We start from the raw sequence: 25917 nt of genomic DNA on the forward strand, positions 1-25917 counted from the left end.
GCACCTCCTGAGGAGTTGTCCAAATCTGTGATTTGGTACACAACCCCCATGCAACAGCGCTCCAAGAGCAGATTTATCTGCGATTGGCTAAGCGCCACTGCCTTTACCAAAGGGAGGCTTAGAAATCCACTCCTTGCAATGACTGAATAAAAAAGACCTCTTACACCGCAGGGCGTGAGAGGTCTTTGTGATATTTAGATTCAATTCTCGGCTTTCTTCCTGATGTGCTGACACAGGTCGAACTTGAAGCCGGTCGGAGAGATCATCAGCGCCGATATGGAGGAGGGGGTTTCGATGATTGAATTGGAGCCGCAGACGAATCCGCGGGAAGTCAGCAGCTCATACGCTTCTTCAAAGTTATCGACATTCATGCGGATGATCGTAGAATCCAGCGGCTTTACGGGAACGCTCGCGATATCGATATAATGCCCTTCGGCGTCCTTCATGGTGACGTTGTTGATATCTCTGCCGTCGAGCCGGATATGCTTATGGCGCCGTTCAAATCCAAGCTGCTCAAACAGCTCGATGGTGTTTTCGGCGTCGGCGGCATCGGTCACGATCAGCGGACTGAATCCGGTAACTTTCATAGGTAGTTCCTCCCAATAGATAATAGAAAAATTTCGTCTTGCAAGATAGGCTTATCGTACCATATTCGGGACGTTTTTGCAAGCGATAATTCAGCGGTCGGAGAGAGCTTCGGCGAATTTCAGGACGGAATAAGCGATTTGTGTCTGCTGTTCCTTGGCGGTGATCGTCGCCTCGCCGTCACCCTCCTGCGCGCCGTAGTTGCCGAATTGCGCGTGATTGCCGCCGTCGATGACCGTTTCGACAGCGCCGCTCGGGAAATGCTGTTTGGCGTTTTCATACGCGTCACGACTGAGCACCTTATCCTCGGTACCGTAAACAGAAAGTAACCCCACGGATCCGTCGAGCGGCTTGGTCGGATAAGCGGCGAGCAGCACCACGCCGTCGACAGCGTCCTTGTGCGCGGAGGCATAGCCCGCGGCGATCATGCCGCCCATCGAATGACCGCCCACCATCACGGTGGGATAATCATACTCAGCCATGATGTGATCCGCGGCGTTCTGGTCAAAGATCGCCATGCGCATCGGCAGATCGAGCAGGAAGCAGTCTACACCCTTGTCCGCGATCTCCTTCATCAGCGGCAGATATGCCTGGGAATCCACCTTCGCTCCGGGGTAGAAGATCAGCGCGGCGTCCTGCCCCGAGCCGTCGACGAAATATCCGCCGTCGATCCTGCTGACGACAGCGCCGGTGGGATCGGACAGCACGGCAAGCGCCTCCTCCCGCGCCGTATAATGCACGTTGAGATAGCAAAAGCCGACAACGCATATAATCAACAGACCGATCCCGACGCTGATCAAAACATGCAGGATGAGCGGGAGCTTCTTTTTCCGCTTTCTGCGGATCAGTCCGGTAAGCAGAAAGCAGAGTCCGAATACGATCGCGACTGCCGCGACGGATAGTAAGATGTATTTCAAAAAGATCACCTGATTCAAAAATGGTACCGACAAAAGTATAGCACATGACGAAAGCGATCACAAGCACCCGAACGCGTTCTCACAAAAATCATCAAAAACAGTGGAAGTTTTCAGAAATCTTCTGTATAATAGAATTCGGATCATAACCTTCCCCGACGCAAGCACGAAAGGTGTCTTGATCGGTTGAGATCGCCACAGTCCCTATCGGGACCTCGCGATGACTATTGATATGGCTCATAAGGGATAAGGAGTGAGGATCATGCCGAATGACAGAAATGAGCGCCTGGCGGCTGACTACCGCGACATGCTGCAATTACAGGACAGACCGTATCTGTCGTGGATCGTGACCAAGGGTGAGCCGCCGTACGCGGAAGAATACCTTCTGACTGTCAGGATCAGGACATACGCGCTCTCGGCGACCGCCGACCGCTACATCGTCAGCACCATCGACAAATGCACGATCCGGATCACGCTGTGGGACTCCTACCCCAAGATCGCGCCGAACACCAAGATGCTCAATATGCCGCCGGTGTTCCATCCGAACTGGTACTCCAAGGGCACCTACTGTCCGAGCACGCTCTGGCAGGAGGGTGATTCGCTCAAGGATTATGTCAAGCGGATGCTCGGTACCCTGACCTATGATCCGTCGCTCGTTGAAACAAAATCCCCCGCGAACTTCAAGGCGGCGGCATGGTTCAACAAAATGCGGGATCGGGAAGAGCTCTTTCCCAGTGACCCCGTCGCGCTGACAGAGAATTCACCCGATGAGATCTCGGAAAAGGAACAGCTCGGCGAGATCATCGACAGCTGGGAGATCAAACGATAATCATCAATCATATCATAAGGAGGCGGCGATATGCCCGATATCATTGTCCATACGAGCTTCGGCGCGCAGGTGCTGGAGCGCCTTGCGATCGACGTTGACCGCGATATCTACGACTTCGGTCTGGTCGGTCCCGACCCGTTCCTGTTCTACCGCTTTTATATCGCGCCGTTCCGCCATCGCGTCAATCGCTACTCATCCGCCATGCACCGCGAACGCACGGGCGATTTTCTCATCGAGCTGATCAAGCGCGGTAAAGGCGACCGCAAGGTGTTTTCCTACGCGGCGGGTTTCCTGTGCCATTACGCGCTGGATTCCAACACCCACCCCTACATCAACCGCAAGGCGAAGAACAGCTTTCCGATGCACATGGCGATCGAGCACAAGCTCGACAGGATGAACGGCGGCAAGGTGCGTATCCCGCGCTTTTTGCCCGAGTCGATGAAGGACGCGGTCGGCGGCGCGATCACCGGGATCTACGGCTGGGATGACGCGTGGGAGAAGTTCAAACAGGGTCATCGCGATATGAAGCCATTCTACGCGATCGTCACGGACGAGAGCGGATGGCTGGACAGGATCGCCGGTAAAACGCACACCAAGCTCGCGCTGGTATCGTACCGCAGTAAGGCGATCGACGATATGGATCTGCGCGGATTCTACCCGCTCTACAACAGGGCGGTGGACGACGCGGCGCGGTTCATCAGGACGGCAGACGACTTTGTGCGCGACAAGATCGATGAAGCGGCGCTTCGAGAGATCATCGGCAACCGCTCGTATATCGACGGCTGATACAAGCAAAAGAAGCAGGTCAGGTACGACGCTCGTACCCGACCTGCTTTTTGTCTATTCATTTACAGTTGAAGCAGCAAGGTCAACAACAATCCGAACAGGAATGAAGCGCCGTTGAGCAAGAGGGAGAGCTTCAGCTTTCCGATACGGTCATACGACAGCAAAAACCGATAGATCACGAATTCTGTCACGACCGCAAAAACCTCCAGTGCCAAGAGGATCAGCCATGTGTATACGCTGTGTTCGGAAAAGAGATAGATCGCCCAGTAGTAGCAATAGTTGACGACGGGGTTCGTCAGGATATTCGCCAGCGCGATGACCAAAAGATCTTTTCCGCTGTGCACCCTGAGCGCCGCCGCGAGATACAGCTCAACGATCAGCGTCGGGATCAGGCTCCTCAACAGCGATATCAGGATCAGTCCCATTAATGTCTGAAATGATCCTGTCTGTCATTGCGGAAGGGATCGTCCTCTTCGTTTCTCATGTGCGATCCGTTCTGTGCACGGTATGGATCGTTCATCGCCGCTTTCTTCTTTTTATTCTTAACGACCAGCATCACGATGACCGCGATCAAAGCGGCTGCCAATATCGGGATGACGATATACAGCGCGTGCAGCAGCGAGTCGGAAAACCCGCCTTTGGCGGTCGGCGCGTCCGTCGGGGCGATCGTCGCTGCCTGTGTCGCGGCAACCGTGGCGGGTGCTTTTGTGGCTGCCTGAGTAGGCGCTTCTGTCTCAGCCTCGGTTGCGGCCTCGGTTGCGGGCTCCTCATACACGGGCACAGGTGCGGGAGGAGGCGGCGGTTCGGGATACGGTTCGGGATCGGGCTCAGGCTCGGGTTCTACCACGACTTCTTCCTCTTTTTCCTCTTTTTCCTCTTCTGACGACACGGGAGGAATCCCCATGTCTGCCGGCAGAAATGAGAAGAGATCGGTATTCATACTCATCTTTATCCTCCTAACGATATCCTTTTATGATAAGATCGGTCACCGATCGGCGTTACGATCTCGGTTGTTCGTTTTGTTCTTGATGATCCGTTTGATCCTGATTCGGCTGCCCGGCCGCGGGCGACCCATAAGGCATATTGGGGATGGGCGGCGGCACGGTGACAGGCGTTTTGCGCTTCCTGCTTTTCAGCACGACGAGCACGATCACGCCGATGATCGCCGGTAGGATCAGGAAAATAAATATCGCGATCAGCGCCATGACAGTCGGATTGACCAAAGGCGGCATGGCGGCGTCAGCGAGCGTATAACGGAATGGCGTCATATGTCATTCTCCTTTTTAACTGTTTGTAGCGATTCCGTTTCTTCGGGAATCGCGGTCTGATCGGACGGATTTTTCTTCGGCTTTGCGCAGATGATCCACAAGATCACGACGCAGGGTACGGTCAACAGCGTGATGATGATATCGTTGACCGTCACGCTTTGGACGCGATAGAAAAAGAACGGCAGCGAGCCGGCAAAGAGCCCGACGGTCGTAAAGCCGAACGCGATACCGGGGTAGTGCTGCAGACGCGATACGATCAGCGCCAATGTGACCGCCATCGTCATGCTGAACATTGCGATGCCGATCAGTGAGATCTCCATCTGTTCCGCGCCGAAGATCATAAAGGGCAGCGCGCCGACTGTGCTGATCAGGGCGGTCAGTCGGATACCGATCTTGTCCGCGAGGATTCCGCCGAGTCCCTTTCCGACGCCCATGCTGCAATACAGCAATACCGTTTGCAGCTCCGTCTTGTTCCATGTCGTCGGGATGCCGTAGCCCATATAGGCGCGAACGATCACGACAAAGGTCGCCAGCAGTACCACAGCGACGCCGTTGATCTTCTCATTGGAAAAATGATACTGTTTGAGGTTTTCCTCCCCGTCACCCGCCTTCAGCTTCTCGGCAATGAAGATCGGGATAAAGGTCAGCAGATTCAGCGTCAAGATCCACGGAACCGCGACCCCGTGGGTCGATAGGAGCTTTCCCGTGACGACGCCGAAGGAGCCGCCCGATACGAATACCGCGCTCGGAGCGATCTTGCCGGGTGAGGAACGGAGCGTCAGCTCGGCGCCGTGGATATGGACAAGACAGTTGCCCAGCGCGACAGAGATGATCACGATGATCGCGTTGACATCAAAATGCAACAGAACCAAAGAAAGAGACGTCAGCACCGTGCCGAGAACAGCAAAGTTGACGCGGATCCCTTTGTCGCGCAAAAATCCGAAAAAGCCCTGCGGCACAAACGCCAGTGAATCATACAAGAGACATAAGCCCCAGACGATAGGCGTGCTGAAATAGGAGGTCAACACATAAAATGAGGTGATCTCCACCAAAAAATGGATGATGAAATAAAGCAGTCCTACCTGATTGTATCTCTTCATAACAACCCTTCTGTACCGCAAACAGCGACACGTTTCTGTATAACTCGTTCTTTTTTTATTTTACCATATCGGTTTCTGTCATGCAATCCAAAAAAGCGGGATGGTATTTATGCAATCTGTACACATGATCCGGCGCGAATTGACAACCCCGCTTGCGGTAGGATATAATATCGGTGAGGTGAGCGAAATGCTGACAAAACGCAAAAAGGTACGTAAATACATCCGATTCTACGGTCAGGTGCAGGCGGTAGGCTTCCGCTGGCGCACCATGCAGGCGGCGCAGCTTTACGGCGCGACGGGATGGGTGCGGAATGAATATGACGACTCTGTGTCGATGGAGATCCAGGGCACCGAGCGGCAGATCGACGACGTGATCGCCGCCCTCGACCGCGGCTCCTACATCGTCATCGAGCGCATGGAGGTCAAACAACTGGAGCCTGTTGAGGATGAAAACGGTTTTCGGGTGAAGTATCATTAAAGGTGTTTTCCCTTCGGTCGGACAGTTTTACAGCAACCCTCAGTCACTTCGTGACAGCCCTCCTCAGCGGAGGCAGCAGACCCTTTTGTCCGTTTTGCGGACATTTCCCCTAAAAGGGGAATCTCCTTAGGAAAGGGAGCCTTGATCGGTTGAGATTACCACAGCCCATGGCATTCATGCCATGGGCTTCGTAATGACATTTTATAATGAAAGGGAACGGAGAGATCCGTTCCCTTTTCAGATTGTCGAAAAAGCACATTAGTCAGGAACAGAGCGTTTACAAGCCTCCCTCTGACGAGGGAGGTGGGCTCGCTTGCGAGCTCGGAGGGAGAGATAACGAAGCGTTAGAAACACACCGATGATGGACTCAAGCCGCATAATCAGTATCATTACTCACAGTATTGAGTCATGCGTTTGCATGCTATTATACGGTTGCGTTATCTCTCCCCCGCAGAAAAAAAAGACTCCTATACATCAAGTCATCTTGCTGCCCCCTCGTCAGAGGGGGCATAAAAAGACACGTGCCCCCGTGACACACGTGTCCGTCAGAGGGGGCTGAAAAAGATGCAGTACCCCCCGTGACACGCGTGTCCATCAGAGGAAACTGCTAACTACTTTTGCTGATTCGCGACAAAAAACCGCCGCTGTGGGAGAGCGGCGGTTCGGATATATGGAAGTAACCATACCTTAGCATAGGAGGATATGAGAAAGGTTATTCCACATCTTTATTCGATTGTTCAAGCGGAATCTCCTCTCCGCTCTCACTTCAAGCGGAGCGATCGAGGTCGTGCATGAGCCTGACTTTCATCTTATCACCCTCGACAAAGATGTCGACCGCGTCGATGTGTTTGTCGGGGTGCGCTTTGACAAGCTCGCTGACATACATGTTGATAATTTTGTCGGATACGTGTTCTCCTTTTACGTTGACCTTCATACAATCATCTCCTTCAATTATTCGAACAGTTGTTTTATTTCCTACAATTATATTTTAGCAGAGAACACGTGTAATTTCCAGTTACAGGTTGCCCATTTTCATATCAGTTTGTTAACGGTTAATTCCTTTTTGAATAAAAATAATGTCACTTTGTAACCGTTAATTCCCATTTGAAAATAAACGATTTTTTAATATATTTTGAAGAAAAATAACCGCAAAACACCAGATTTTGTATCTTCCGCAGGAGAAATTTATATTTTTTCATAATCGAAAAATAGCACGATCCCGGGGTCTGTGCGGTCAAAATGTTCGAACACTCGCAAGGGTAAATTGCGGTTGCGTTTCTGTCGGCGTCTCTCTCGGAAAAGGGAGGCTGTTTACGGCTCACATTTGCCGCAGCGGGTACAGCCGTTGCAGATGATCTTCATACCGCAGGTTTGGCACTTATCGGAAAAGTACGGCTGATAGCGGCGCTCCTCGCGCAGGGGCAGTCCGAGCAGGTTCGTGAGCTTGAAATCGATCGGCTTGCCCTTGCAGCTCAATCCCGACTTATACGCCTGACTCGCCTGCAGCTCGCTGCCCTCGATGTGATACATCCTGCCGTCCTTGACAAAACGTCTGCCTGTGCCGATAAAGGCAAAGGTGACGTTATACTCCCTGCACTCGTCGCTGAGCTGCTTGACCCACTCATAGTGACACGGCCGCGCTCCCGCGTAATTCTCGCCGTCGCAGATCACCTGCTCGAGCTGTCCGCTCGGCAGATATTCCTTCAGGCTGACCGCGCCGATGAAGGGCGCGCACATGACGCCTTTATGCTTGAACGGCAATGTCAACAGGATCGGGACGCGCTCGTCGGCACGGCGCTGGTTCTCACAGCTCACATTGAAAAAGACGTTCTCCCAGCCGTCGCCCCAGTCAGACGGCAGGCACTGCGCCACACGCTCGGGGCGCTTCGTCAACAGGAAAAACACCACATCGGGACGCTGGCGGATGATGCGCCACGCCTCGTCACGCCACAAGTCCGCTTCTTCCAGAAAGAAATCCGAGGTCATGCACACGCGGAGCTGTTCCCCGCTCTCGATCTTGTAGCGGCCGCGGCGATCCTTTGCCAACGGATAGCGAAAGCCCGATTTCGTTTTGTAGATATCCGCGCCGTTTTTGCCGCGCTGTTCATCGAGGAAGAACATATAGCAGTTTTGACAGCCCTCACTGCACTTTTTGCAGCCGTGCCACGGGTTCCATATATCATGCATCAGCCCACCTTCTTTCCGTTTTATACATCCTTATTATAGCTTATATCACGTAAAATGCAAAGGTCATTTGACCGTGATCCGCAAAAAAGAGCCGGTGATGAACCGACTCTTCCGTTATCCTATTGCATTTTGATCAGTCGATCGCTCGAAGGAGCTTTTCGCCTTTTTTGACGGCGAAATGATTGACCGCCCAGCCGACAATCAGGACGATCGCCGTGATTGCGAGACTGACCGTCATCGCGAAAGCGCCGGTACTGTTCAAGTATGACGAAAACATCAAAACGATCATGAACGCCATCAGCAGGATCACGCCGATCACGACCGCGACGATATTGATCCAGCTCAGCTTGCGGGACAATTCTGTTTCGCTGTCCCAGTTGAAACGCGGCTTTTTCGCATTTTTGAGCAGCATGGCGTTAATCAGGATCAGGTTGGTCATGAACGCCGCCAACGCGCCGACCAAGATCACCCAACAGCTCTCAACGGCGATAGTGCCCATGATCAGGCAGACAACGCCGAGGATCACGACATAGAGGACGGAGCCCAGCGAGCAGATCAGCATCGAGTAATTGCGCTTGCTTTTATAGTAATCCTTAAAATCGATGGGCATGGTCTTGAGCATATCAAAGCTGCTGCCCTCGCGCGAGAACGCGGTGACCGCCAGCACATTGAAGCCGCAGGCAAAGCACGCCGACATCACACCGATCAGCACCGCGATGAGCAGCGCCGGCGACGTACCCAGAGGCAGCTCTAACATATCGAGATTCAGCTGCTTGCCGAGCAGAAACGGCAGGATAAAGAGCACCGGCCAGATAAAGGTCATGGCAAAGCCGTAGACCAGATAAGCGGGATTGCGGCGCGTATGCTTGCTCTCATAGCCCGTAAGGGCTTTAAGGGCGCTGACCTTCTTTTTACCGCTGAGGGAATCCTTGGTGACCTTCTTTTTATTGGTACCGGTGTTCTGCATGGACAACGCGGTGGACAGGTAAAAGAGCTTGACCGCGAGCATCGCGAGCGCCGGCGCCGCCAAGGTGACGGCAAGGCTGATCACGAGCCCGAGGAGATCGCCCTCAAACATAAAGCGGCACATAAAGCCGATATTCGGGAATCCCGACGCGACCGCCGCAATCGACGAGACAGCCGCCGCTGCCTCCTCAGAATCACCTGTTTGCATCCGGCTGTTGACAAAGATATAGCCGACGGTCAGCGCCAACGTGAACACTCCGCCGAGCACCACCGTGATATCGCGGTTGCGGATAAAGCCGAACACGCGGAATACGATCACGACCAGCAGCGTCGCGACCGACATGCCGAACAGCGGGATCAGAACGCTCGACAGCACCACGCCGATAAAGTACGGCGCGCCCGGCGCCTCTCTGAGTCCGAATCCGATACAGATGGTGTTGAGCAGCATCACGCTCAGCATCATGGGGAACTGCAGCGACACCGCCAGCTTCGCGGTGACGATCTGCCCCGCCGAAAAGGGCATGGGCAGCAGCACGGACAGGTCATCCGCCGTATACAGCACCGTCACGATATTCTTGACGGACAGCACAAAGCTCATCAAAAGAACGATCAGCATCAAGGTCTGCGTCAGACTTTTCAGGTCAACAAAGGGAGCGACCAGCGGTTCGATCAGATAGGCGACCATCGCGAGGAGCGCGATCAAAAACACCACGCCGACAGCGGCGAATATCTTTGCCGCCTTGGGCGAGATCAAAGCGTCCTTGCTGCCGATCGCCGCCTTGCCGTTGCATTTTTGCAGTACGGCGATCAGCTTTCTGACCTTTGCAAAGCTTGTAGTTTTTTGACGATCCATATCGATCACATCTTCTTGCAATTATTGCGCACAATGAAGTAGACAACAACCATCACAAGAGCGACGCCGAGCAGGACGATCTTGCTGATGACGTTATCGGGAATGATTTCCTGATTCTCCAGATATCTGACAACGGCGTAGCCGATGATGACCAGACCGGCAATGATGTTAAAGGCGGCGTTCAAAATCCTCATGGTTCTGGCGCCCTTCGCAGAATATGCTGCCAACTTCTCTTCTTCACGCGCGCTCAGCTTTCCGGTGAGGATGATCTTAACGCCCGTGATGATGGTGAAAATACCTAATGCGCCTAATACAAACGGCCACATCATAGTCATACTGTTACCTCCGAATCTTTTGTTTCTGTTAATTCAAGGAATATATTTTCTAAGGACGCCTGCGACTTGTGGGTCGCTTTGAGGTCGTCCAAGGTACCGTGATAGAGCAGCTCGCCGTGCTTGATGATACAGATCTCGTCACACAGCTTTTCCGCTACCTCGAGTACGTGAGTGGAAAAGAACACCGAATTGCCCTTTTCGACATGCTCGCGCATCATCTGCTTGAGCTCGAACGCGCTCTGCGGGTCAAGACCCGTCAACGGCTCGTCGAGGATCCAGACGGACGGGCTGTGGATCAGCGCGCCCATGATCATGAGCTTCTGGCGCATACCGTGCGAGTATGACAGGATGGTGTTGCCCAGTGAATCGTAGATACCAAAGCGCTTGGCGTAATCCTCGATGAACGCGGCTCTGCCCTCCACGGGGGCGTCATAAATATCCGCCATGAAGTTGAGATATTCAAGCCCCGTCAGTCGCAGGAAGTGGTCGGGGCTGTCGGACACATAGCCGAACTGCATTTTTGCTTTTTTCGCGTCCTTCGCGATATCGATCCCGTTGATGAGGATCGTGCCCTTGGTGGGCTTGATGACGCCTGTGATCGCTTTGATCGTCGTGGACTTACCCGCGCCGTTATGACCGATGAAGCCGGTGATGGCGCCGTCCTTGGCGACAAATGAGATATCCTTCACGACGGTATTGTCGCCGTACTGCTTGGTGAAATTCTTTACCTCGATCAAGTGATCATCTCCTTTCCGAGCATAGCATTATACTAATGCGGCAATTCTTTCAAGAAGTATTATACACGTTTTATGTAAAAAATCAAGAAAAACCTGCGTTGGTATCGTCGCTGTCTTACAATGAAAAACCGCCGCGGAACAGCTCTTGTCCCGCGGCAGCTTTTGATCATTATTCAACTGGTTCTGAGGGATCAGATCGGCTCTCCGATGCCGTCGACCGCGATCCCTACGCCGGCAAGCCAGCGCTGGATGAGGGTCACATCGAGGATGGTCGCGTCACCGTCACGATCAACGTCCGCGACGTCTTCACTGAACGCGGTCGTTGGACCCACACCGGCAAGATACCGCTGGAGAATGGTGACGTCGAGGATGGTCACCTCTCCGTCGCCGTCCACGTCGCCGAGGATGCGGACAGGCTCAGTAGGTGCCTCTGTAGGGGCTTCCGTGGGTGCTTCGGTAGGCTCCTGCGCGCCTGTGCCCGCATAATCAAAGTGGAAGTAGTTGTAGGAAACGTTGTTTGTCGTGATGCTCATATTGCGGTCATACCAGTTGGCGGTATCATAGAACACCTTGACCGTATGCGTACCCTCGCTGAGGTCGAGAGTCAGGTGGGTGCTGACCTGATTGGTATGATTGCTGTAGACCTCGGGGAATACGAGCGAGCCCTGATCCTCGCCGTCCACATAGACGGAACGGATCGCGCAGCTGACGCCGGAGGTGGCGTCGCCGGGGTTATTATAAATGCCGCTGAGCAGGTAGCGACCCGCCTTGCCGACCGTGACGGTCAGCGTCAGATCCGCGCTGCGGGAACGGTTGTCGATCACGTAGCCTGAGGAGATCAGGCTGCTGCTCGACACACTGCCGCTCTCGGCTTCGATCTTGATCCTGTCGGGGCTGATGACGATCGGCTTGCTCAGCTCGGAACAAACGCCGTCGGGCGAGACCGCCATCAGGCTGTAACAGCCATAGACGCTCGCGTCGGGCGTATAGCTGCCGCCGCTGACGTCGATGTACTCCTTGCCCGTCCAGAGCTTGTAGGTCAGTCCGCTCTTGGGCGTCCAGACCAGTCTGCCGCCCGCTGAATTCATCGTGGGCATCTCGGGGCAAACGACGAGGTTATCCTCGGATTTATTGATCGTGTAGGCGGTGTTGCTCTGCTCCATCTCGATCTCGATGGTATGGCTGCCTGTGTTATCAGGGGTGAACACATAGTTATCGATATCTTTAGCAATGCCGTCGACCTTGAACGACTTGACGCGGTCGCCCTCGCCTGTAAGGGTGATCTTCAGCGTCGCGTCCCTGTATTTGAAGTTCGACAGCTCGAACGGTCCTTCCATCCAGCTCGGGATCGAGGGGTTGAAGGTGATACCGTCCTCGTCGTAGTTCATGCCGAACATCACGCGGTAATAGCCCGCCAGCGTGCCGGCGATCGACCAGAGCTGCTGGTCGGATTCCACACCCTCGCCCGTGCGGTAGTCGATGACCTCTTTGTTGGTCAGTGAGACCGCCGCGCCGCGCACGTTGGAGTTGAAGATCTCTTCGGCGAGCGCCTTGTTGTCATGATACGCCGCGCCGACCATCAAAGTGGAGTCCCAGCCCGGCCAGATACCGCGGTTGTGATAGACCTTGTCGGCGTTTTTGAGCTTGCCCTGCTTTTGCGGATAGACCGTATCCGCGCCGTAATTGACCAGCGGCGAATTCTCGCAGATATCTCTGAGTTGAGAATCGGTGCCGATATCGAACCAAAGGGCAAAGCCGTTGCCGAGTACGTCGGTCTTTTCCGCCTTTACGCTGCCCATGTATTCGGGATACTCCCACGAAGAATACAGCCCCATGTTCTCATTCCACAGTCTGCTGCTGATCTTCGCCTTTAAATCCTGCGCGGATCGTGCCCAACCCTGTTCAGCCGCCTCGCCCTTGTCGAGCGCCTTAGCCGCCTTGCTCATGATCTCGAGCACACGGCAGTAGATCGCGTTGACCGAGGCGGTCTTGCTCTCGGCGATCGCGGACAATCCGCTGTCATAGGTCTCGCTCGTCCAGTCGGGATAAGTCTGGTCACGCCAGTCGAGTCCGCAGGTCTCGCCGCGGAACAGTCCCGCGTCGGCGTCATAGGCGACGTTCATATCCTGCATGATCGTGTTGGCGCAGACGTCGTAGAAATAGCTCAGATGGCTCTTGTTGCCGTCGGTGAGGTAGGTCTCCCAGACGGAGAGCATCGTGATGATCTTATCGGTGGAAACGGGATAGGAGCCGCCTGTGCCCGTATCCTGTTCAAAAACGGAAACGCCGTTTAATGTCTTGATCTTCTCACGCTCGCAGTTGTAGCTGATCTCGGGGAACACCCACGCGAGCGAGTAGAGATTGGACAGCGCCGTGTCGCGCGTCCAGACCTTTTGCCACGCGGTGCCCGTGTAGAACACCTGCCCGAAGGAATCGGTGTGGATGCTCTTGAGGGCTTCTTCCAATGAGAGGTTGTAGACCGCCGCCGCGAGCGGAGAATTCTCCGCCTTGAACTGAGGATAAGCGGAAAGGTTCTTCGTTTGCGTCCATGTTTTTCTGCTGCCCGTCATATAGGAGGTGATGGACGTCGGCGAGGTCGCGTAGGCATTGTAGCCCGTGTCGATGACCTTGTCGGGGGTCAGCGTGTAGTCATAGGCGTTGTACTCGAAATCCCACTGGGAGCTGGTGTAATAGAAGGGAACGTTCGTCGCCTGCGCGTTGCCGGTGAGGTTTTCGACGTTGATGACGGCGTTGTCGTTCGCCGTATTGATGAACCGCACGCCCATGGTGGTGTCGACCGTCCAGCTTGTGTCGCCGTCGGTGGACGCTGTGCAGATGACGCTGCTGCCGCTGATCGCGGCATATTCCTCTGTCGCGTTGTTTTGCAGATAATACGCACCGCTGCCGTCGGGGATGATGTTCCAGTAGGCGGTGTCGGGATAGGACGAATCCACGCTCTGGTAGGATACCGCGCTGTTCTTTTGCACGAGCACCAGATCGTTGTGCTCCATCCACTTACAGCGCAGCACGACCATATTAACGCCCGCTTCGAGCGTGGAATGAGGATACGCCTCGATGATGTGGCTGTCCGCGTAGGCGATAAAGGTCACATCGACGTCGGCGTCGAGCGTGAGGCTCTCGTTGCCCTCAACAGGCGCCTGGAAGGTGCTCCAATCGGCGGTCGCTGCCTTATACTCATAGGCGCCCTTACTCAGGTGGGTCGTGAGGATATAGCGGCCGTTCTCCAAGGTCATGGCGTAATCGGCGGGATTCTCCCAGCCGTTGAACGTACCGCGCAGATAGACTGTCGCGGCGGCGGCCGGTGCGACCGAGCACACGGTCGCCAGACACAGGAGCGTCACGCAGATCAGCGCGATGACACGTATGGATAGCTTCTTCATAAGAGCACCTCTTTCTTGTGATATGATTAAGATTTATGATGGTTGATTCGTTACAGGCTCATTCCACGCCGCGCATCAGCCTTGTCCCGAGCCAGATAAAGAAGACCGCACCGCCGATCAGAACAATCATAGCGACAAGCATGTTCCATAATCCCGCAAGGGCGCTGAGCGCCGGAGCGAGCGCCACGAGCGCGACCGCCTTGGACAGCTGTATCATATAGCGCTTTTCATCCTTCGGCTTAACGGAAACTCGCGCCCGATACGGCAGCATCTTGTAATCCTTAAAGATCGCCATCAAGCCGGCGTAAAACAGTATCGCGGCGGCAAACGCTGCCATCAGGATTGAATATCCGTATTCCATGAAAGCACCTTCTTAATGGTAAAGACAAAACCAGCCCCATCCATGTGCACGATGGGGCTGTATATGGTTCTATGTTGTGACCGGTTTGCCGATGTTATCGTCTGAAACGATGCCCGCCAGCCAACGCTGTAAATAGGTAACGTCAAGGATGGTCACTTCCTCGTCTCCATCGACGTCCGCGAGCTTGTCATTAACGGTATTCGGAATACTGATCCCTGCCAGATGTCTTTGTAACAGCGTCACATCGATGACCGTGACCTCTTCGTCACCATCGATATCGCCGAGGATCCCCGCGGGTTCGGTCGGCTGCTGTTCCGCTCCGTAGATCACCGCGATACCCGTGGTGCCGACATGACCGGTGATCGTTTTGTCGGTAACAGTAAAGGTGTTGCCGGAGACCTTATCGACATAGGTACCCACAGGCACCATGGTGTTGGTATTGTTGACCGAAATATCGGAATCATTGGTCTTTGACACGATCACCGCGCCGCCCTCTCGCAGAACGGCATAATAGGTGCTGCCGCCGAGGACCTTTTCGCCCTTGCCGACCATGGCGTTATGGAACTGATTGACCGCCGTGATCTCGTCACTGGTGAAGTGGGTGCTGCCCTTTACGCCGTAGTTGATGGACTGGTGCGCCGTCTGGAAGGGTCTGGAGAGATAGAGTGTCTGTGAATCCGCTCTGGCGGCGAGAAGCGCAAATGCCTTATCGACGGTATTCTGATCCAGATTCTTTGTCCAGCCGCCGAAGTTGACCTCATTGGAATAGGAGTCGTGGCTCTCCGACCAGTTGACGATCTTGCTCGAAGCTACGCCCTTTCTGTTCCAGTTGCCGGTCGACTTGTAGGTCGTTTTATCCCTGACAGCCGACATCAGCGCCGCGCTGTAGACGGTATCCGAGACGCTGATGTACGAAGCGTACTCGTTGATCCAAGTGGTGTTATCGGCATCGGATGCGCCGTCCGCGGGTGAGCCGAGGATCTCGCCGTACTGGAACATATCGATCTGCGCCATCTTTGACCAGAACGCGCAGTTTTCGGAGGGAAGGGCGATATGCTTGGCGGCATCCCAGCGAATACCGTCAACGCCCGCGTTTTTGAGGCTGACGACCATATCGTAGACCATGTTCTGGATCGCGGTATTCTCGCTGTTCAGATCGGGCATACCGATATTCTTCTGGGTCGTCGAATAACGGTCGTCGGCGTTGCCGCGCGCGCCGAGGTTATGGAAATAGGTGGATTTATTGTTTTTGAAAACACTGTCGACAGCGTTCGCCAGATTGCCGTTGTCAGAGCCCGCTACGTGGTTGGCGACGACGTCAACGATGATCTTGATGCCGTAGCCGTGCGCTTCGTTGCACAAGGTCTGCAGATCGGAGTAGGAGCCCAGCTCGTTGCCTACCGTGAATTTGGTGGGCTGATAGAGCCAGTACCAATGACTGCTGCCGTCATGCGGCTGGAGCGGCGAGGTCTGGACGCTCGTAAAGCCCGCCGCCGCGATGTTAGGCAGCTCCGCCTTGATCTGCGCCAATGTCCAGTTGAAGCAGTGCAGGATGTTACCGTCCTCGCAGTTCTGCGGCAAGCCGTAATCCTCCGCCGTAGAAGTGGCGTCGATATCCTGCGCGGACACGGTGAAGCCGACCGACGTCAGACATAACGCGACCATGCTCAGTACAAGTATCATGCTGATAATTCTTTTTTTCATACATATCACCCTTTTCATGTTAATTATCCTATACTCAAATAATAACAAGCCGACTGATAAAAGTCAACAGGATTTTTCATTTGAGTGTCACACTTCAAGAGGTAATGTGTATATACGAATGGAAACGATATCGAATCGGCTTTTGGGTGGTTTTTTCAACAAAACGAAAGAATCCTTTTTTCTCGTCAAAAGCCCCGGATCGTATTGAAGGAGGATGAAGTATGAATCGAACACAAAACGGCCCTGCCTACACCTCATTGGAACAGATTTATCATCAATATAAAGACATGGTCTATTCCATCGCGCTTGCTGCCGTACAGAACCCCCGCGATGCGGAGGACATCACACTGTACACCTTCCGTGAAGCGCGCAATATCCTAAACGCGGATCCCTCCGCAAAGCACATCGCGTCACAGCTTTTGGATATCGTGTCTGTCGAAAGCCTGCGCACGGTGAGCAACCGCGACAACGGTATCCCCTATATTAACACGCAGAACAACATCATCGGCAACGAAGCGGATGACTTCATGCTGCCGCTCGAATACGCACAGCGCAGCGATCTGCAAGCCCGCCTGATGCAGGTGATCAACGCCCTGCCCATTTATCAGCGTATGGCGCTGGTGATGTATGTATACAACCACCTGACTGTCCGCGCGGCAGCGGCGGCGATGAGATGCTCAGAACAAACCGCTCTCTCACATCTTTGCACGGCAAAGGCGACCGTCAAGCAACAGCTCGAGGAGATCGCCTATCGCAGCGGCGAATACTTCAACAGCACCGAGATGATCCCGTTCAATCAGGTCTATACGGGATTGATCGCGGGTCAGGCGATGTCCTCTCAGTCAGCCTCCTATATTTGGGACGCGCTGCAGCAGACCGCCGACCGCGGCGAAGCCTATGCCGCTCCTCCCGTACAGCCAAAGGGTATGTCGACCGGCTCAAAGATCGCGTTGTGGCTGTCGGCGGCGGCTTCCGTACTGGTGCTGGTCACCGTTTGCGCCGTGATCGGATTTTCGCCCAAGGCGAGCACCAAAACGCCTTCCGCAACAGAGATCGAGACCGTCGTGGTCGTAGAGACCACCGCGCCGTCCTCTTCTTCCAAAACGACCTCCTCCGCGCCGAGAGACCCCAAAGAACCCCGACAGCCTCAACCGGAAAGACGTCCCGAAAGGGAACCGAAGAGCAGCAGTTCGAGCAGCAAGAGCAACAGTTCGAGCAGCAGTAAAAAGAGCAGCTCAAGCAGCAGTAAAAAGAGCAGTTCGAGCAGCTCCTCGTCGAGCAGTACGCCGAGCAGCAAGGCAGAGGACAATGAGGAACTCACCGATTCCGAAATCCTCGCGAAGATGGCGGGCACATACAACGAACAGAAATCCGCAGCGACAGATGATTTCAATACGATGCAGATCAAATCCGACGGTTCCATCAGTCTTTTCAACCTGAGTTTTATGACCAAGGATAATACCACCGGCTATCGATACGCGACCATCTCCAATCTCACCACAAAGAAGAAGGGCATTTACAGCTTTACCGCCTCCAACGGCGACGCACCCCTCTCGGGCACCAAGTTCACCTACTACTCCGCCGGAACAGCGATCTCCGATCTTCCGTTCACATCCTCGTATTTTGAGACCGACGGAAGCGTTTTGAAAAAAGCGGTCATCGTCGACAACAGTAAAGCAGTCTACAAGTAACACATCCGCATCGGTTTTCAGCGACGTAAATACTCACAGATAAGGGGCGACCGATCCCCTTATCCAAATCAAGGAAGGTTCCCATGAATTCTTATATCTATTCACTGATACTCAACGCCAAGCAGGGTGATCTCAAGGCGTTGGAACAGCTCTATATCAAATACAAAGACAGCGTATACGCGCTGGCGCTTACTACGACAAAGAGCGCCAAAGAAGCCGAAGAAGTGACTCGCCTGACTTTTATGCAGGTATGCGATCATATCGCCTCCTTAGAGGATCCCAACAGCTTTGACGTTTGGCTGCAGTACATCGCGCTGAACGAAAGCAACACCTTTCACCGCAACAACAGCCATTCCGACGAGCGCGAGTCGCCCGGCAAATACGAACAGCGGATCGAGGATGACTTTTTCCTGCCGCAGGACTACATCGAGCGCTTTGACCTCTCCTATCGCCTGAGGATGATCATCGAAGGTCTGCCGAAGATCAGACGACAAACACTGATCCTCTCGCTCTATGACAAGCTCGCTCCCATTGAGATCGCACAGATCATGGGCTGTACAGAAGAGGAGATCGTCACCCGCATCCGCTGTACAAAAGGTCACATCAAGACGGAGATAGAGGATCGTGAGCATGAGACCGGCGAGAAGTTTTCCAATGCCACGCTGGTTCCCTTTGACAACGTCTATTCCTCTCTGATCCACTCGCGCGTGATGTCGGCGGAGACGGCGGCTCAGATCTGGAAGCAGATCCGGGCATACGCGGAGTCGGAGCGCGGTATCTGCGCCGGCAAAAAAAGGATGTCCGTCGGCGTCAAAGCGATGATCGCCGCGTCGATCGCGATCATCGTCATCTGTGCCGGGATCATCACACTGCTTTTAGCGGGTCCGTCGTTCCGGGCAAATAAGGCAGTCAGATCCGACACGGCTGAAACGACCGCCGCCACCGAAGCGGCAACGCAGGCTCCCGCGACATCTGTCGTATCCGACGCTGCCGACACAGTCACGGAAAAAACGTCTGATTCTCCCAATCCGGAACCTGTACCGGAGGAAAAATCCGTATCGGAACCCGAAGAGCAAGAAACTCCCGCGTCAAACGATAACAGCGAGCTCCTCTCCACGATAGCGGGATCCTATTATATGCCTCAGATGGCAGGATACACACATGTTTCGTTGGGGATCGAAAACGGTACCGTCACACAACACGTCTTCGGCGGCGGTGCAGAGCCCATTAACAAAAGTGAATCCGGCGAGATCAACTCGGTCAGTAAAGTCAGCGACACTGTGATCCGATATGAATCATCCTCCGGCGCCGCCTTCAGCGGAACCTATTACGGCGCCGATACGCCGCTGTCACAGGTACCCTCTTCGACAATCGAATATCTGTCCGGATTCAATCGTTATAATCTTTCCGGCGATACGCTCGGGATCACCATCGTCGTCGACGATCAAAACACCTGTTATGTCAAGAACGAATGAACAATCCGCCCTATAGTAAAATCCCCTTTCACACCAAAGGTGAAAGGGGATTTGTCATTATCGATTATTTGATGATCTTCGCGGTATACTTGTAGGCGAGCACACGGGTACAGGCTTCTTTGAGCTGAGCCTCGGTAATGGTACCGTCGTTGACCGCGGCGAGGATATCGTTATACGCGGTCGCGTAGTCGCGCACAAGGATCAGATCGTTGCCCGCGAGCACCGCCTGGACAGCGGGCTTCTTGCCGTCGGCATATGCGGAATAGTCGGCGTCGTCGAGCACATCGGTCATGATGATACCGGAGAATCCAACCGTATCACGCAGCTCTTTGTGCAGCGAGGGTGATAGCGCCGCCGTATGGTTGGGATCGATCTTCTGCACCACGACGTTCGACATCATCACGCAGTGAGCGCCGGCGTTCACGCCCTTCTTGAACGGCGTATAGTCCGTGTTGCGGATGGTATCGGCTTCACGGTCATCCATGACCGCTCCCACGCCGGTGTTGGCGCTGTCGGGGATGGTTCCGTATCCGGGGAAGTGCTGTAATACGATCGACACGCCGCGGGGCTGGTCGAACTTTGCCGCGTATTCGGCAAAGGAGGAAACGGTATCGACGTCGCCGCTGATGGAACGCGAATACATGATCTGGTCAGAGGAGGTCGCGAGGTCGATAACCGGAGTGAGGTTCATATTGAAGCCTGTTTCCTTGAGCAGGAGGGTCTTGCTCTCCTCCGCCTTTTCTACGCCCTGCAGCCCGCCGATGTCAAACTCCGTCCTCGGCGCGTTGAAGTCGTATTGCTCAAAGCCCGGCAGGTCGGAGATCGTCGTATTGGGACCGCCCTCTTCCTGCGCTGCTAAGATCGGCTTTGTTTTGAGATCCTTCGCGGCGGCGGTCAGGGTCGCGGGGATCTGCTCTTTTGTCATCCCCTGAAAATTCTCTTTTGTGAACAGCATACCCGCCAGCGAATACTGCTTCATCTGTGCCGCTGCGGTAGTGGTGTCGGGACAGATGCCCATGATCAGCTGACCGACCATCTCTTCCTTTGACATAGAGGAAACATAGGTATCCGCTTGACTCTTGCCGCTCTCAAATACGTCGGAGGAACCTACTGCCGTATCGTCGCGTTTGGCGTTCGCCTCGGTGGGCGCTTTGACGGGAGCTTTGGTTTCTTCCACCGCCTCGACCGCCTCGGTCTCTGCCGCTTTCTCGGGCTGCTTTACCTTCATATAATGAAACAGCGCGATACCGAACGCGAGAACCGCGACCAGAACCAACGCAACGGATATGATCACAAATTTTTTCATGGAGCGCCTCCTGTTACGCCGTGTCTCCCGCTTTGCGGGAAAGGGCTTTGCCGTCGCGGCGTAAGAGTAATACTGATACTGACATTTTATCACACGGCTCTGCTCTTTTCAACAATTGTTGCCAAAGTGTAATTATTTATCATGATCGCTCATGACAGCAAAACAGCTCCCCCGGTCGGGAGAGCTGTCAACGTGTTGATATACTTTTCAATGTGTCACTTGAACGGACACATATGTCTGCCGAAGGATCATAATGCGCCGCCTTTGCAGCCGGAGCGCATTATTTTTTGAGACCTTCGGGAACTTCTGCCAGCGGCGTATAGAACACATGGAGCATCGTCTTGATCGTTTCTTCATTGGTCACGCGCATCTCGGCGTATTCGCCCTTGGTGATCGGACCCTTGAGGCTGACGTATTCGATATCCGAAGAATTGCGGAGCTTTGTCACCGCCGTAGAAGCGATATAGGTGATCTTAGCCAGATCGAGCGAGGAGTCGGAGTTGACCTTGATCTCATTATACAGCTTCGTGATCACGGAGATATCCTTCTTCGCGGCGGGTATGATCGAGCTCATAAACGCACGGATGTACTCCTGCTGACGCTGCATACGCTCATTGTTGGAATCGAGCTTGCTCGTATCACGCGAACGCACATAGACGTCCGCCTCCTTGCCGTGCAGGGTGACCGTTTCACCTTCGTTGATGGTACGGCCGTCGATCGGCGAGGTGAAGGTCATCGACGACACCAGCGTCACGCCGCCGATGGTATCGTTGAGCGTGACCAGCGCTTTCATATTGATCGCAAAGTAATTCTTGAGAGGCAGTCCGTAGAACAGCCGGGACAACGACTTTGTCGTATTCTCGCCGCCGTGAACCTTTCCGCCCGCGTAGGCGTAAGAGTACGCGATCTGCAGCTTTTGGGTCTCGATAAAATCGCCCAGATCGGAATACAGATCCACATCCGCCATCGTATCACGCGATACGCCCAGTATCTTCATGGCGCCGGTCTCGGTATCGATCGACATAGTATAGATCGCGTCGGACATCTCCATCGCGGTATTGTCGCCCGAGATGCCTTCATCCACGCCGATAAAGACGATATTGATGAGGTTCTCGTTCAGCTGATAGGACACGCCGTTATAGGTGATCACACGGCCGCTGTTATCCGCCTTGACGATCTGGTTGCCCTTTTCATCAGCGGAGGGCGTCTCGACGTCGAAGCCGTCATAATCGTGCATACTGAGGCGGCCGATCTCTCTGAGGATCAAAAAGGTGCCCGCAAAGGCGATCATCAGCGCCAAGATCGCCGAGACGGCTATGATCACAACCTTTTTCCAAGTTGCGAGATGCTTGAACTTATGATGATGGTGGCGATGTCTTTTTTTATGCTTTTTGCCTTTCTTCCTTTTAACGAAGATGTATCCCTCGTCCGCCTGTGCCTGTTCCTCCGCGGAGGCGGTCTTGGTGTTGCCCGAATGGGTGGAAACATGCCTGCGGCTGTTGTGCTGCTTGAATGTTTCCTTCGGAACAACATAGTCAAAGGACTCGACCGGCAGGATCACGGTTTTGTCGACGTATTCGCCGCTTCGGGTATCGGACGCCAGTTCGATCTCTTCCCCGTTCGGCGAGGCGGTCGTTTTTGCCACCGCGGTATCTTCCCGCGCCTGCGGTATTACAGGCTCCCGGTGTTGCGTGCCTTTTGCGGCGCGCTTCACCTGTGCCCGATAACGACGGGGCTGATCAGTCATGTTGTCTTGTTGCTTCATCCACCAGCACCCCCTGTACCAGATATCGTGTATCCGACGGACCGCTTGTACATGTGCTCAACGTCAGGATCTTGTTATCGGTCGTGAGAGTGACGCCCTCGCGCACATTCGCGTCGATAGCATGAGGATCCAGCGTTTCATCCAGATAGCTTTGGAATACTTCGTCATTCGCGAAGTTGTTCGTGTTCAGGATGTGTCTGTCATCGTAGGTATAAGCGGAATAGATCAGATAGGTGAACACCTTGTCCTTCGTCAGGACAAAAGCAGTATTATTCTGGTCAAAGAACTCCTTGTTCCCGAAATTGTGCAGGGTAGCAAACATCGTGCCGTTGAGCATATTATGCCCGTACATCACGGTGACTCTGTCGTGCATATCGGGACTGTTCTTGATCTCGGAATAGATCGTGCCCGAGAACTGATACTGGCGGTAGACATTGTTCTCCAGATAAAAGCTGTCGTCGCCGTCGGAGGTACTGCGGGCAACAGGGTAATCCACGGCGGTGTTCGGGATATAGATCCACGCGTAGACGTCGGGATTGATCTCCATCAGCTCATCAAAGCTGGGCTGGTAGTCATTCAGCACGGCGGGCTGATGACCCCACGCCTCTGTCGCGCCTGTATAAACTTCTGACTCCGTAGGCTCCGCCGTGGGTCGCTGCGTCGAGGCAGTCGTTTCATCGCGGGTGGCAACCGTCGGAAGCACCTCGCCGTTGATGTCCGGTTGATTGAAATAGCGGATCAGGAATATCACCGCGCCGATTATGACAAGGATACAAACGCAAAGCAACGCGATCCACTGAGGCTTTTTGATTTTTTTCATAATAACTCCATTCGGGAGGGAACAAACAAGGATTCACTCCCCCATATTAAATCAGTATATTATTATACCCCTATCTTTCTCTGTTGTCAAATCCATTTATCTATCATCTTTGACAAAAGCCGCGGGATATTTGACCCATCAACTAATCACTAAGCACTGATCACTGATCACTAAATAAAAAAGAGGCCGTCAAACGACGACCTCCGATGAATGAAGATTATTCTGCTTTCTTCTTTTTGCTCAGCATGACGTTGGTCAGGATACCGAGGATCAGCGCGCACGCTACGGTGGTGACGGTGATGGTGCCGAAGGTCAGGATGAATCCGCCCACACCGGTGATCAGGATCACGGAAGCGGTGAACAGGTTGCGGTTATCGTCCAGATCGACCTTCTGGAGCATCTTCAGACCGGAAACGGCGATAAAGCCGTACAGCGCGATACATACGCCGCCCATGACGCAGCTCGGGATGGTGCTCAGGAAAGCGACAAACGGAGCGATGAAGGAGATGATGATCGCCTCGCACGCGGTCACGATGATCGTGCTGACAGAAGCGTTCTTGGTGATCGCGACACAGCCGATGGACTCACCGTAGGTGGTGTTGGGGCAGCCGCCGAAGACCGCGCCTACCATCGAGCCGATACCGTCGCCCAGCAGGGTCCTGCTCAAACCCGGATCCTCTAAAAGATCATGCTCGATGATGGAGCTGAGGTTCTTATGATCGGCGATATGCTCCGCGAATACAACGAACGCGACCGGGACATACGCCGCGGCGATGGTGCCGATATAAGCGCCGTTGACCTCGCCGAACGCGCCGAACGCCTTGAGGAAGGAGAAGTCGGGCACCGCGATAAAGCTTGAGACGCCGATCACCTTAAAGTTGTTGATCAGCGCGGAATAGTCGATGACCATCAGCGCCGCGTTACCGGTAGCCTTACCGATAAAGTAGAAGATCGTCGCCACCAGATAGCCCGCCAAGATACCGATGATGAACGGTATCAGCCGCGCCATCTTCTTGCCGTATACGGAACACAGCATGACGACCGCCAGGGTCACCAGACCGCAGATGATCGCGACATAAGGAGAGCCGGGCTGGGTGGCAGCGGTCAGATTGCCGTTCTCATCCGGAGTCAGCGTGATGCTCTCGTTGACAGTACCGTCATCGTTGACGGCAACGTAAGAAGAGGCGATCGTGCCGTCTTCATTGATGGTGCCCACCTCGACCGCCTGTACCTGTGCCATATCGACAGGAGCGGTATAATTCACCTTGCTCAGATCGCCGATCGCGTTTCCGGCAAGCGAAAGACCGATGATCGCAACGATCGGGCCGATAACAACAGCGGGCATGATCTTGTTGATCCACTTGACGCCGGCAAATTTAATGATCAGCGCGATCACGACATAGACAAGTCCCGCGAGCGCCGCACCGATGATCAGACCGACATAGCCCAGCGCCGCGCTTGCCGCGCCGCTGAACGCCGCGAACATCGCGCCGAGGAAGGCGAACGAGGAGCCGAGGAAGACAGGGCTCTTTGCCTTAGTGAACAGGACATACACCAGCGTACCGATACCCGCGCCGAACAGCGCCGCGGAGGTACTCATTCCGTTGCCAACGATCATCGGAACAGCGATGGTCGCCGCCATGATCGCCAACAGCTGCTGGAACGCAAAAATGATAAGCTGACCGAATTTGGGCTTATCCTTTACGTTGTAGATCATTTTCATTTTGGATTTCCCCCTTGAAATATATTTAGTAGGGACGGGAAATGCCCGTCCGCGGACGATCGATGATCGTCCCTACAAAAAGGCTTATTTGCTATACAGTTTTACCGCGTTCTCTCCGTCTGTTTCCCGCAGTCGCACCGCGACCACCTCATCGAGCGAGGTGGGGATGTTCTTGCCGACGTAGTTCGGGCGGATCGGCAGCTCGGTATGGCCTCTGTCGAGCAGCACACACAGCTGGACCTTGGACGGTCTGCCGAGCTTCATCACCGCCTCGAGCGCGGCGCGCGCGGTACGGGAGGTGTAGATGACGTCATCCACCAGTACCACGATCTTGTCCTCCACACTGAAGTCGATATTGCTGCCCTTGACCTCGGGCATCTCGCCGACGCGGGACAGATCGTCGCGATAGAGCGTGATATCCAACTCGCCCACCGGAACGCTCACGCCCTCGATGGACGCGATATGGCGCTGCAGGCGCTGTGCCAGCGGTACGCCGCGGGTGCGGATACCGATCAGGCAAACGTTATCCAGTCCGTGATTCTTTTCGATGATTTGATGTGAGATCCGCTTGAGCGCTCTGTCGATGTCCTCTCCCGACATCAGTTCAGCCTTATATTCCATAAATACCTCGTT

General features: G+C 54.2%; 24 protein-coding genes. 5 read left to right on the plus strand and 19 right to left on the minus strand.

The features are described from left to right. Positions 1-200: 200 nt before the first annotated feature. Complete coding sequence (locus JKK62_RS14755) at positions 201-587, minus strand: hypothetical protein (protein WP_201428568.1); 387 nt, start codon at positions 585-587, stop codon at positions 201-203. Positions 588-677: 90 nt separating this feature from the next. After that, complete coding sequence (locus JKK62_RS14760) at positions 678-1502, minus strand: alpha/beta fold hydrolase (protein WP_243411874.1); 825 nt, start codon at positions 1500-1502, stop codon at positions 678-680. Positions 1503-1761: 259 nt separating this feature from the next. Between JKK62_RS14760 and JKK62_RS14765 the strand changes: the two genes are divergently transcribed. Both JKK62_RS14765 and JKK62_RS14770 read left to right on the plus strand, forming a co-directional pair. Next, positions 1762-2328 carry a ubiquitin-conjugating enzyme family protein gene (locus JKK62_RS14765; RefSeq protein WP_201428569.1) on the plus strand — a complete coding sequence of 189 codons (567 nt, stop codon included), beginning with the start codon at positions 1762-1764 and terminating at the stop codon, positions 2326-2328. Positions 2329-2358: 30 nt separating this feature from the next. Next, positions 2359-3114 carry a zinc dependent phospholipase C family protein gene (locus tag JKK62_RS14770; RefSeq protein WP_201428570.1) on the plus strand — a complete coding sequence of 252 codons (756 nt, stop codon included), beginning with the start codon at positions 2359-2361 and terminating at the stop codon, positions 3112-3114. A gap of 62 nt (positions 3115-3176) precedes the next feature. Here JKK62_RS14770 and JKK62_RS14775 read toward each other — a convergent pair whose 3' ends face one another. The 4 genes from JKK62_RS14775 to JKK62_RS14790 are packed head-to-tail and all read right to left on the minus strand — an operon-like array spanning position 3177 to position 5482. After that, complete coding sequence (locus tag JKK62_RS14775; protein WP_201428571.1) at positions 3177-3539, minus strand: hypothetical protein; 363 nt, start codon at positions 3537-3539, stop codon at positions 3177-3179. Next, the gene (locus JKK62_RS14780; RefSeq protein WP_201428572.1) at positions 3539-4060 is read right to left on the minus strand and encodes a hypothetical protein; all 522 of its coding nucleotides are present in this window, start codon (positions 4058-4060) and stop codon (positions 3539-3541) included. The genes JKK62_RS14775 and JKK62_RS14780 overlap by 1 nt, the downstream gene beginning before the upstream one ends. Before the next feature lie 52 nt (positions 4061-4112). Then, positions 4113-4382 (minus strand): hypothetical protein, encoded by a 270-nt coding sequence (locus tag JKK62_RS14785; RefSeq protein ID WP_201428573.1) that lies wholly within the window; start codon positions 4380-4382, stop codon positions 4113-4115. Further along, complete coding sequence (locus JKK62_RS14790; RefSeq protein WP_201428574.1) at positions 4379-5482, minus strand: MFS transporter; 1104 nt, start codon at positions 5480-5482, stop codon at positions 4379-4381. Before JKK62_RS14790 ends, JKK62_RS14785 begins: the two co-directional genes overlap by 4 nt. A gap of 109 nt (positions 5483-5591) precedes the next feature. Between JKK62_RS14790 and JKK62_RS14795 the strand changes: the two genes are divergently transcribed. Continuing rightward, a complete protein-coding gene (locus JKK62_RS14795) occupies positions 5592-5960 on the plus strand; it encodes an acylphosphatase (protein ID WP_366503357.1) in 369 nt (122 codons plus the stop codon). A 766-nt stretch (positions 5961-6726) separates the two neighbouring features. Here the strand turns inward: JKK62_RS14795 and JKK62_RS14800 are convergent. The 8 genes from JKK62_RS14800 to JKK62_RS14835 all read right to left on the minus strand — a co-directional run bounded on the left by JKK62_RS14800 (position 6727) and on the right by JKK62_RS14835 (position 16504). After that, the gene (locus JKK62_RS14800; protein WP_201428575.1) at positions 6727-6894 is read right to left on the minus strand and encodes a hypothetical protein; all 168 of its coding nucleotides are present in this window, start codon (positions 6892-6894) and stop codon (positions 6727-6729) included. A 377-nt stretch (positions 6895-7271) separates the two neighbouring features. Beyond that, complete coding sequence (locus tag JKK62_RS14805; protein ID WP_201428576.1) at positions 7272-8147, minus strand: DUF5131 family protein; 876 nt, start codon at positions 8145-8147, stop codon at positions 7272-7274. Between the two features lie 133 nt (positions 8148-8280). After that, entirely contained in the window at positions 8281-9966 is a 1686-nt protein-coding gene (locus JKK62_RS14810; RefSeq protein ID WP_201428577.1) for a hypothetical protein, read from the minus strand. Positions 9967-9971: 5 nt separating this feature from the next. Continuing rightward, positions 9972-10301 carry a hypothetical protein gene (locus tag JKK62_RS14815; RefSeq protein WP_201428578.1) on the minus strand — a complete coding sequence of 110 codons (330 nt, stop codon included), beginning with the start codon at positions 10299-10301 and terminating at the stop codon, positions 9972-9974. Beyond that, positions 10298-11038, minus strand: a complete 741-nt coding sequence (locus JKK62_RS14820) for an ABC transporter ATP-binding protein (protein ID WP_201428579.1) — start codon at positions 11036-11038, stop codon at positions 10298-10300. The genes JKK62_RS14815 and JKK62_RS14820 overlap by 4 nt, the downstream gene beginning before the upstream one ends. Before the next feature lie 191 nt (positions 11039-11229). Further along, the gene (locus tag JKK62_RS14825) at positions 11230-14439 is read right to left on the minus strand and encodes a dockerin type I domain-containing protein (RefSeq protein ID WP_201428580.1); all 3210 of its coding nucleotides are present in this window, start codon (positions 14437-14439) and stop codon (positions 11230-11232) included. Positions 14440-14497: 58 nt separating this feature from the next. Beyond that, positions 14498-14800 (minus strand): hypothetical protein, encoded by a 303-nt coding sequence (locus tag JKK62_RS14830; protein WP_201428581.1) that lies wholly within the window; start codon positions 14798-14800, stop codon positions 14498-14500. 69 nt (positions 14801-14869) lie between these two features. Beyond that, complete coding sequence (locus JKK62_RS14835) at positions 14870-16504, minus strand: alpha-amylase family glycosyl hydrolase (protein ID WP_201428582.1); 1635 nt, start codon at positions 16502-16504, stop codon at positions 14870-14872. 221 nt (positions 16505-16725) lie between these two features. On the opposite strand from JKK62_RS14835, the gene JKK62_RS14840 reads away from it, so the two are divergent. Then, positions 16726-18195 carry an RNA polymerase sigma factor gene (locus JKK62_RS14840; RefSeq protein WP_201428583.1) on the plus strand — a complete coding sequence of 490 codons (1470 nt, stop codon included), beginning with the start codon at positions 16726-16728 and terminating at the stop codon, positions 18193-18195. A gap of 83 nt (positions 18196-18278) precedes the next feature. Continuing rightward, the gene (locus JKK62_RS14845) at positions 18279-19670 is read left to right on the plus strand and encodes an RNA polymerase sigma factor (protein WP_201428584.1); all 1392 of its coding nucleotides are present in this window, start codon (positions 18279-18281) and stop codon (positions 19668-19670) included. A 64-nt stretch (positions 19671-19734) separates the two neighbouring features. Here JKK62_RS14845 and JKK62_RS14850 read toward each other — a convergent pair whose 3' ends face one another. The 5 genes from JKK62_RS14850 to pyrR form a co-directional block, all read right to left on the minus strand. Beyond that, positions 19735-20976: a glycoside hydrolase family 3 N-terminal domain-containing protein gene (locus JKK62_RS14850; protein WP_201428585.1), complete on the minus strand. Its 1242-nt coding sequence runs from the start codon at positions 20974-20976 to the stop codon at positions 19735-19737. Positions 20977-21256: 280 nt separating this feature from the next. Continuing rightward, positions 21257-22741: an LCP family protein gene (locus tag JKK62_RS14855; RefSeq protein ID WP_201428586.1), complete on the minus strand. Its 1485-nt coding sequence runs from the start codon at positions 22739-22741 to the stop codon at positions 21257-21259. Then, positions 22716-23561, minus strand: a complete 846-nt coding sequence (locus JKK62_RS14860) for a class B sortase (RefSeq protein ID WP_201428587.1) — start codon at positions 23559-23561, stop codon at positions 22716-22718. The genes JKK62_RS14855 and JKK62_RS14860 overlap by 26 nt, the downstream gene beginning before the upstream one ends. Before the next feature lie 217 nt (positions 23562-23778). Continuing rightward, positions 23779-25284, minus strand: coding sequence for a uracil-xanthine permease family protein (locus JKK62_RS14865; protein ID WP_243411875.1), 1506 nt, complete (start codon positions 25282-25284; stop codon positions 23779-23781). 84 nt (positions 25285-25368) lie between these two features. After that, the gene (gene pyrR / locus JKK62_RS14870) at positions 25369-25905 is read right to left on the minus strand and encodes a bifunctional pyr operon transcriptional regulator/uracil phosphoribosyltransferase PyrR (RefSeq protein WP_201428588.1); all 537 of its coding nucleotides are present in this window, start codon (positions 25903-25905) and stop codon (positions 25369-25371) included. Between the last annotated feature and the right edge of the window lie 12 nt (positions 25906-25917).

Source organism: Ruminococcus difficilis, assembly GCF_016680995.1.

Bases quoted from the DNA above. Each gene is read 5' to 3' on its own strand.
- JKK62_RS14755 (WP_201428568.1), bottom strand. From the start codon at position 587: ATGAAAGTTACCGGATTCAGTCCGCTGATCGTGACCGATGCCGCCGAC.
- JKK62_RS14765 (WP_201428569.1), top strand. From the start codon at position 1,762: ATGCCGAATGACAGAAATGAGCGCCTGGCGGCTGACTACCGCGACATG.
- JKK62_RS14770 (WP_201428570.1), top strand. From the start codon at position 2,359: ATGCCCGATATCATTGTCCATACGAGCTTCGGCGCGCAGGTGCTGGAG.
- JKK62_RS14775 (WP_201428571.1), bottom strand. From the start codon at position 3,539: ATGGGACTGATCCTGATATCGCTGTTGAGGAGCCTGATCCCGACGCTG.
- JKK62_RS14780 (WP_201428572.1), bottom strand. From the start codon at position 4,060: ATGAGTATGAATACCGATCTCTTCTCATTTCTGCCGGCAGACATGGGG.
- JKK62_RS14785 (WP_201428573.1), bottom strand. From the start codon at position 4,382: ATGACGCCATTCCGTTATACGCTCGCTGACGCCGCCATGCCGCCTTTG.
- JKK62_RS14790 (WP_201428574.1), bottom strand. From the start codon at position 5,482: ATGAAGAGATACAATCAGGTAGGACTGCTTTATTTCATCATCCATTTT.
- JKK62_RS14795 (WP_366503357.1), top strand. From the start codon at position 5,592: ATGCAATCTGTACACATGATCCGGCGCGAATTGACAACCCCGCTTGCG.
- JKK62_RS14800 (WP_201428575.1), bottom strand. From the start codon at position 6,894: ATGAAGGTCAACGTAAAAGGAGAACACGTATCCGACAAAATTATCAAC.
- JKK62_RS14805 (WP_201428576.1), bottom strand. From the start codon at position 8,147: ATGCATGATATATGGAACCCGTGGCACGGCTGCAAAAAGTGCAGTGAG.
- JKK62_RS14810 (WP_201428577.1), bottom strand. From the start codon at position 9,966: ATGGATCGTCAAAAAACTACAAGCTTTGCAAAGGTCAGAAAGCTGATC.
- JKK62_RS14815 (WP_201428578.1), bottom strand. From the start codon at position 10,301: ATGACTATGATGTGGCCGTTTGTATTAGGCGCATTAGGTATTTTCACC.
- JKK62_RS14825 (WP_201428580.1), bottom strand. From the start codon at position 14,439: ATGAAGAAGCTATCCATACGTGTCATCGCGCTGATCTGCGTGACGCTC.
- JKK62_RS14830 (WP_201428581.1), bottom strand. From the start codon at position 14,800: ATGGAATACGGATATTCAATCCTGATGGCAGCGTTTGCCGCCGCGATA.
- JKK62_RS14835 (WP_201428582.1), bottom strand. From the start codon at position 16,504: ATGAAAAAAAGAATTATCAGCATGATACTTGTACTGAGCATGGTCGCG.
- JKK62_RS14840 (WP_201428583.1), top strand. From the start codon at position 16,726: ATGAATCGAACACAAAACGGCCCTGCCTACACCTCATTGGAACAGATT.
- JKK62_RS14845 (WP_201428584.1), top strand. From the start codon at position 18,279: ATGAATTCTTATATCTATTCACTGATACTCAACGCCAAGCAGGGTGAT.
- JKK62_RS14850 (WP_201428585.1), bottom strand. From the start codon at position 20,976: ATGAAAAAATTTGTGATCATATCCGTTGCGTTGGTTCTGGTCGCGGTT.
- JKK62_RS14855 (WP_201428586.1), bottom strand. From the start codon at position 22,741: ATGAAGCAACAAGACAACATGACTGATCAGCCCCGTCGTTATCGGGCA.
- JKK62_RS14860 (WP_201428587.1), bottom strand. From the start codon at position 23,561: ATGAAAAAAATCAAAAAGCCTCAGTGGATCGCGTTGCTTTGCGTTTGT.
- JKK62_RS14865 (WP_243411875.1), bottom strand. From the start codon at position 25,284: ATGAAAATGATCTACAACGTAAAGGATAAGCCCAAATTCGGTCAGCTT.
- pyrR (WP_201428588.1), bottom strand. From the start codon at position 25,905: ATGGAATATAAGGCTGAACTGATGTCGGGAGAGGACATCGACAGAGCG.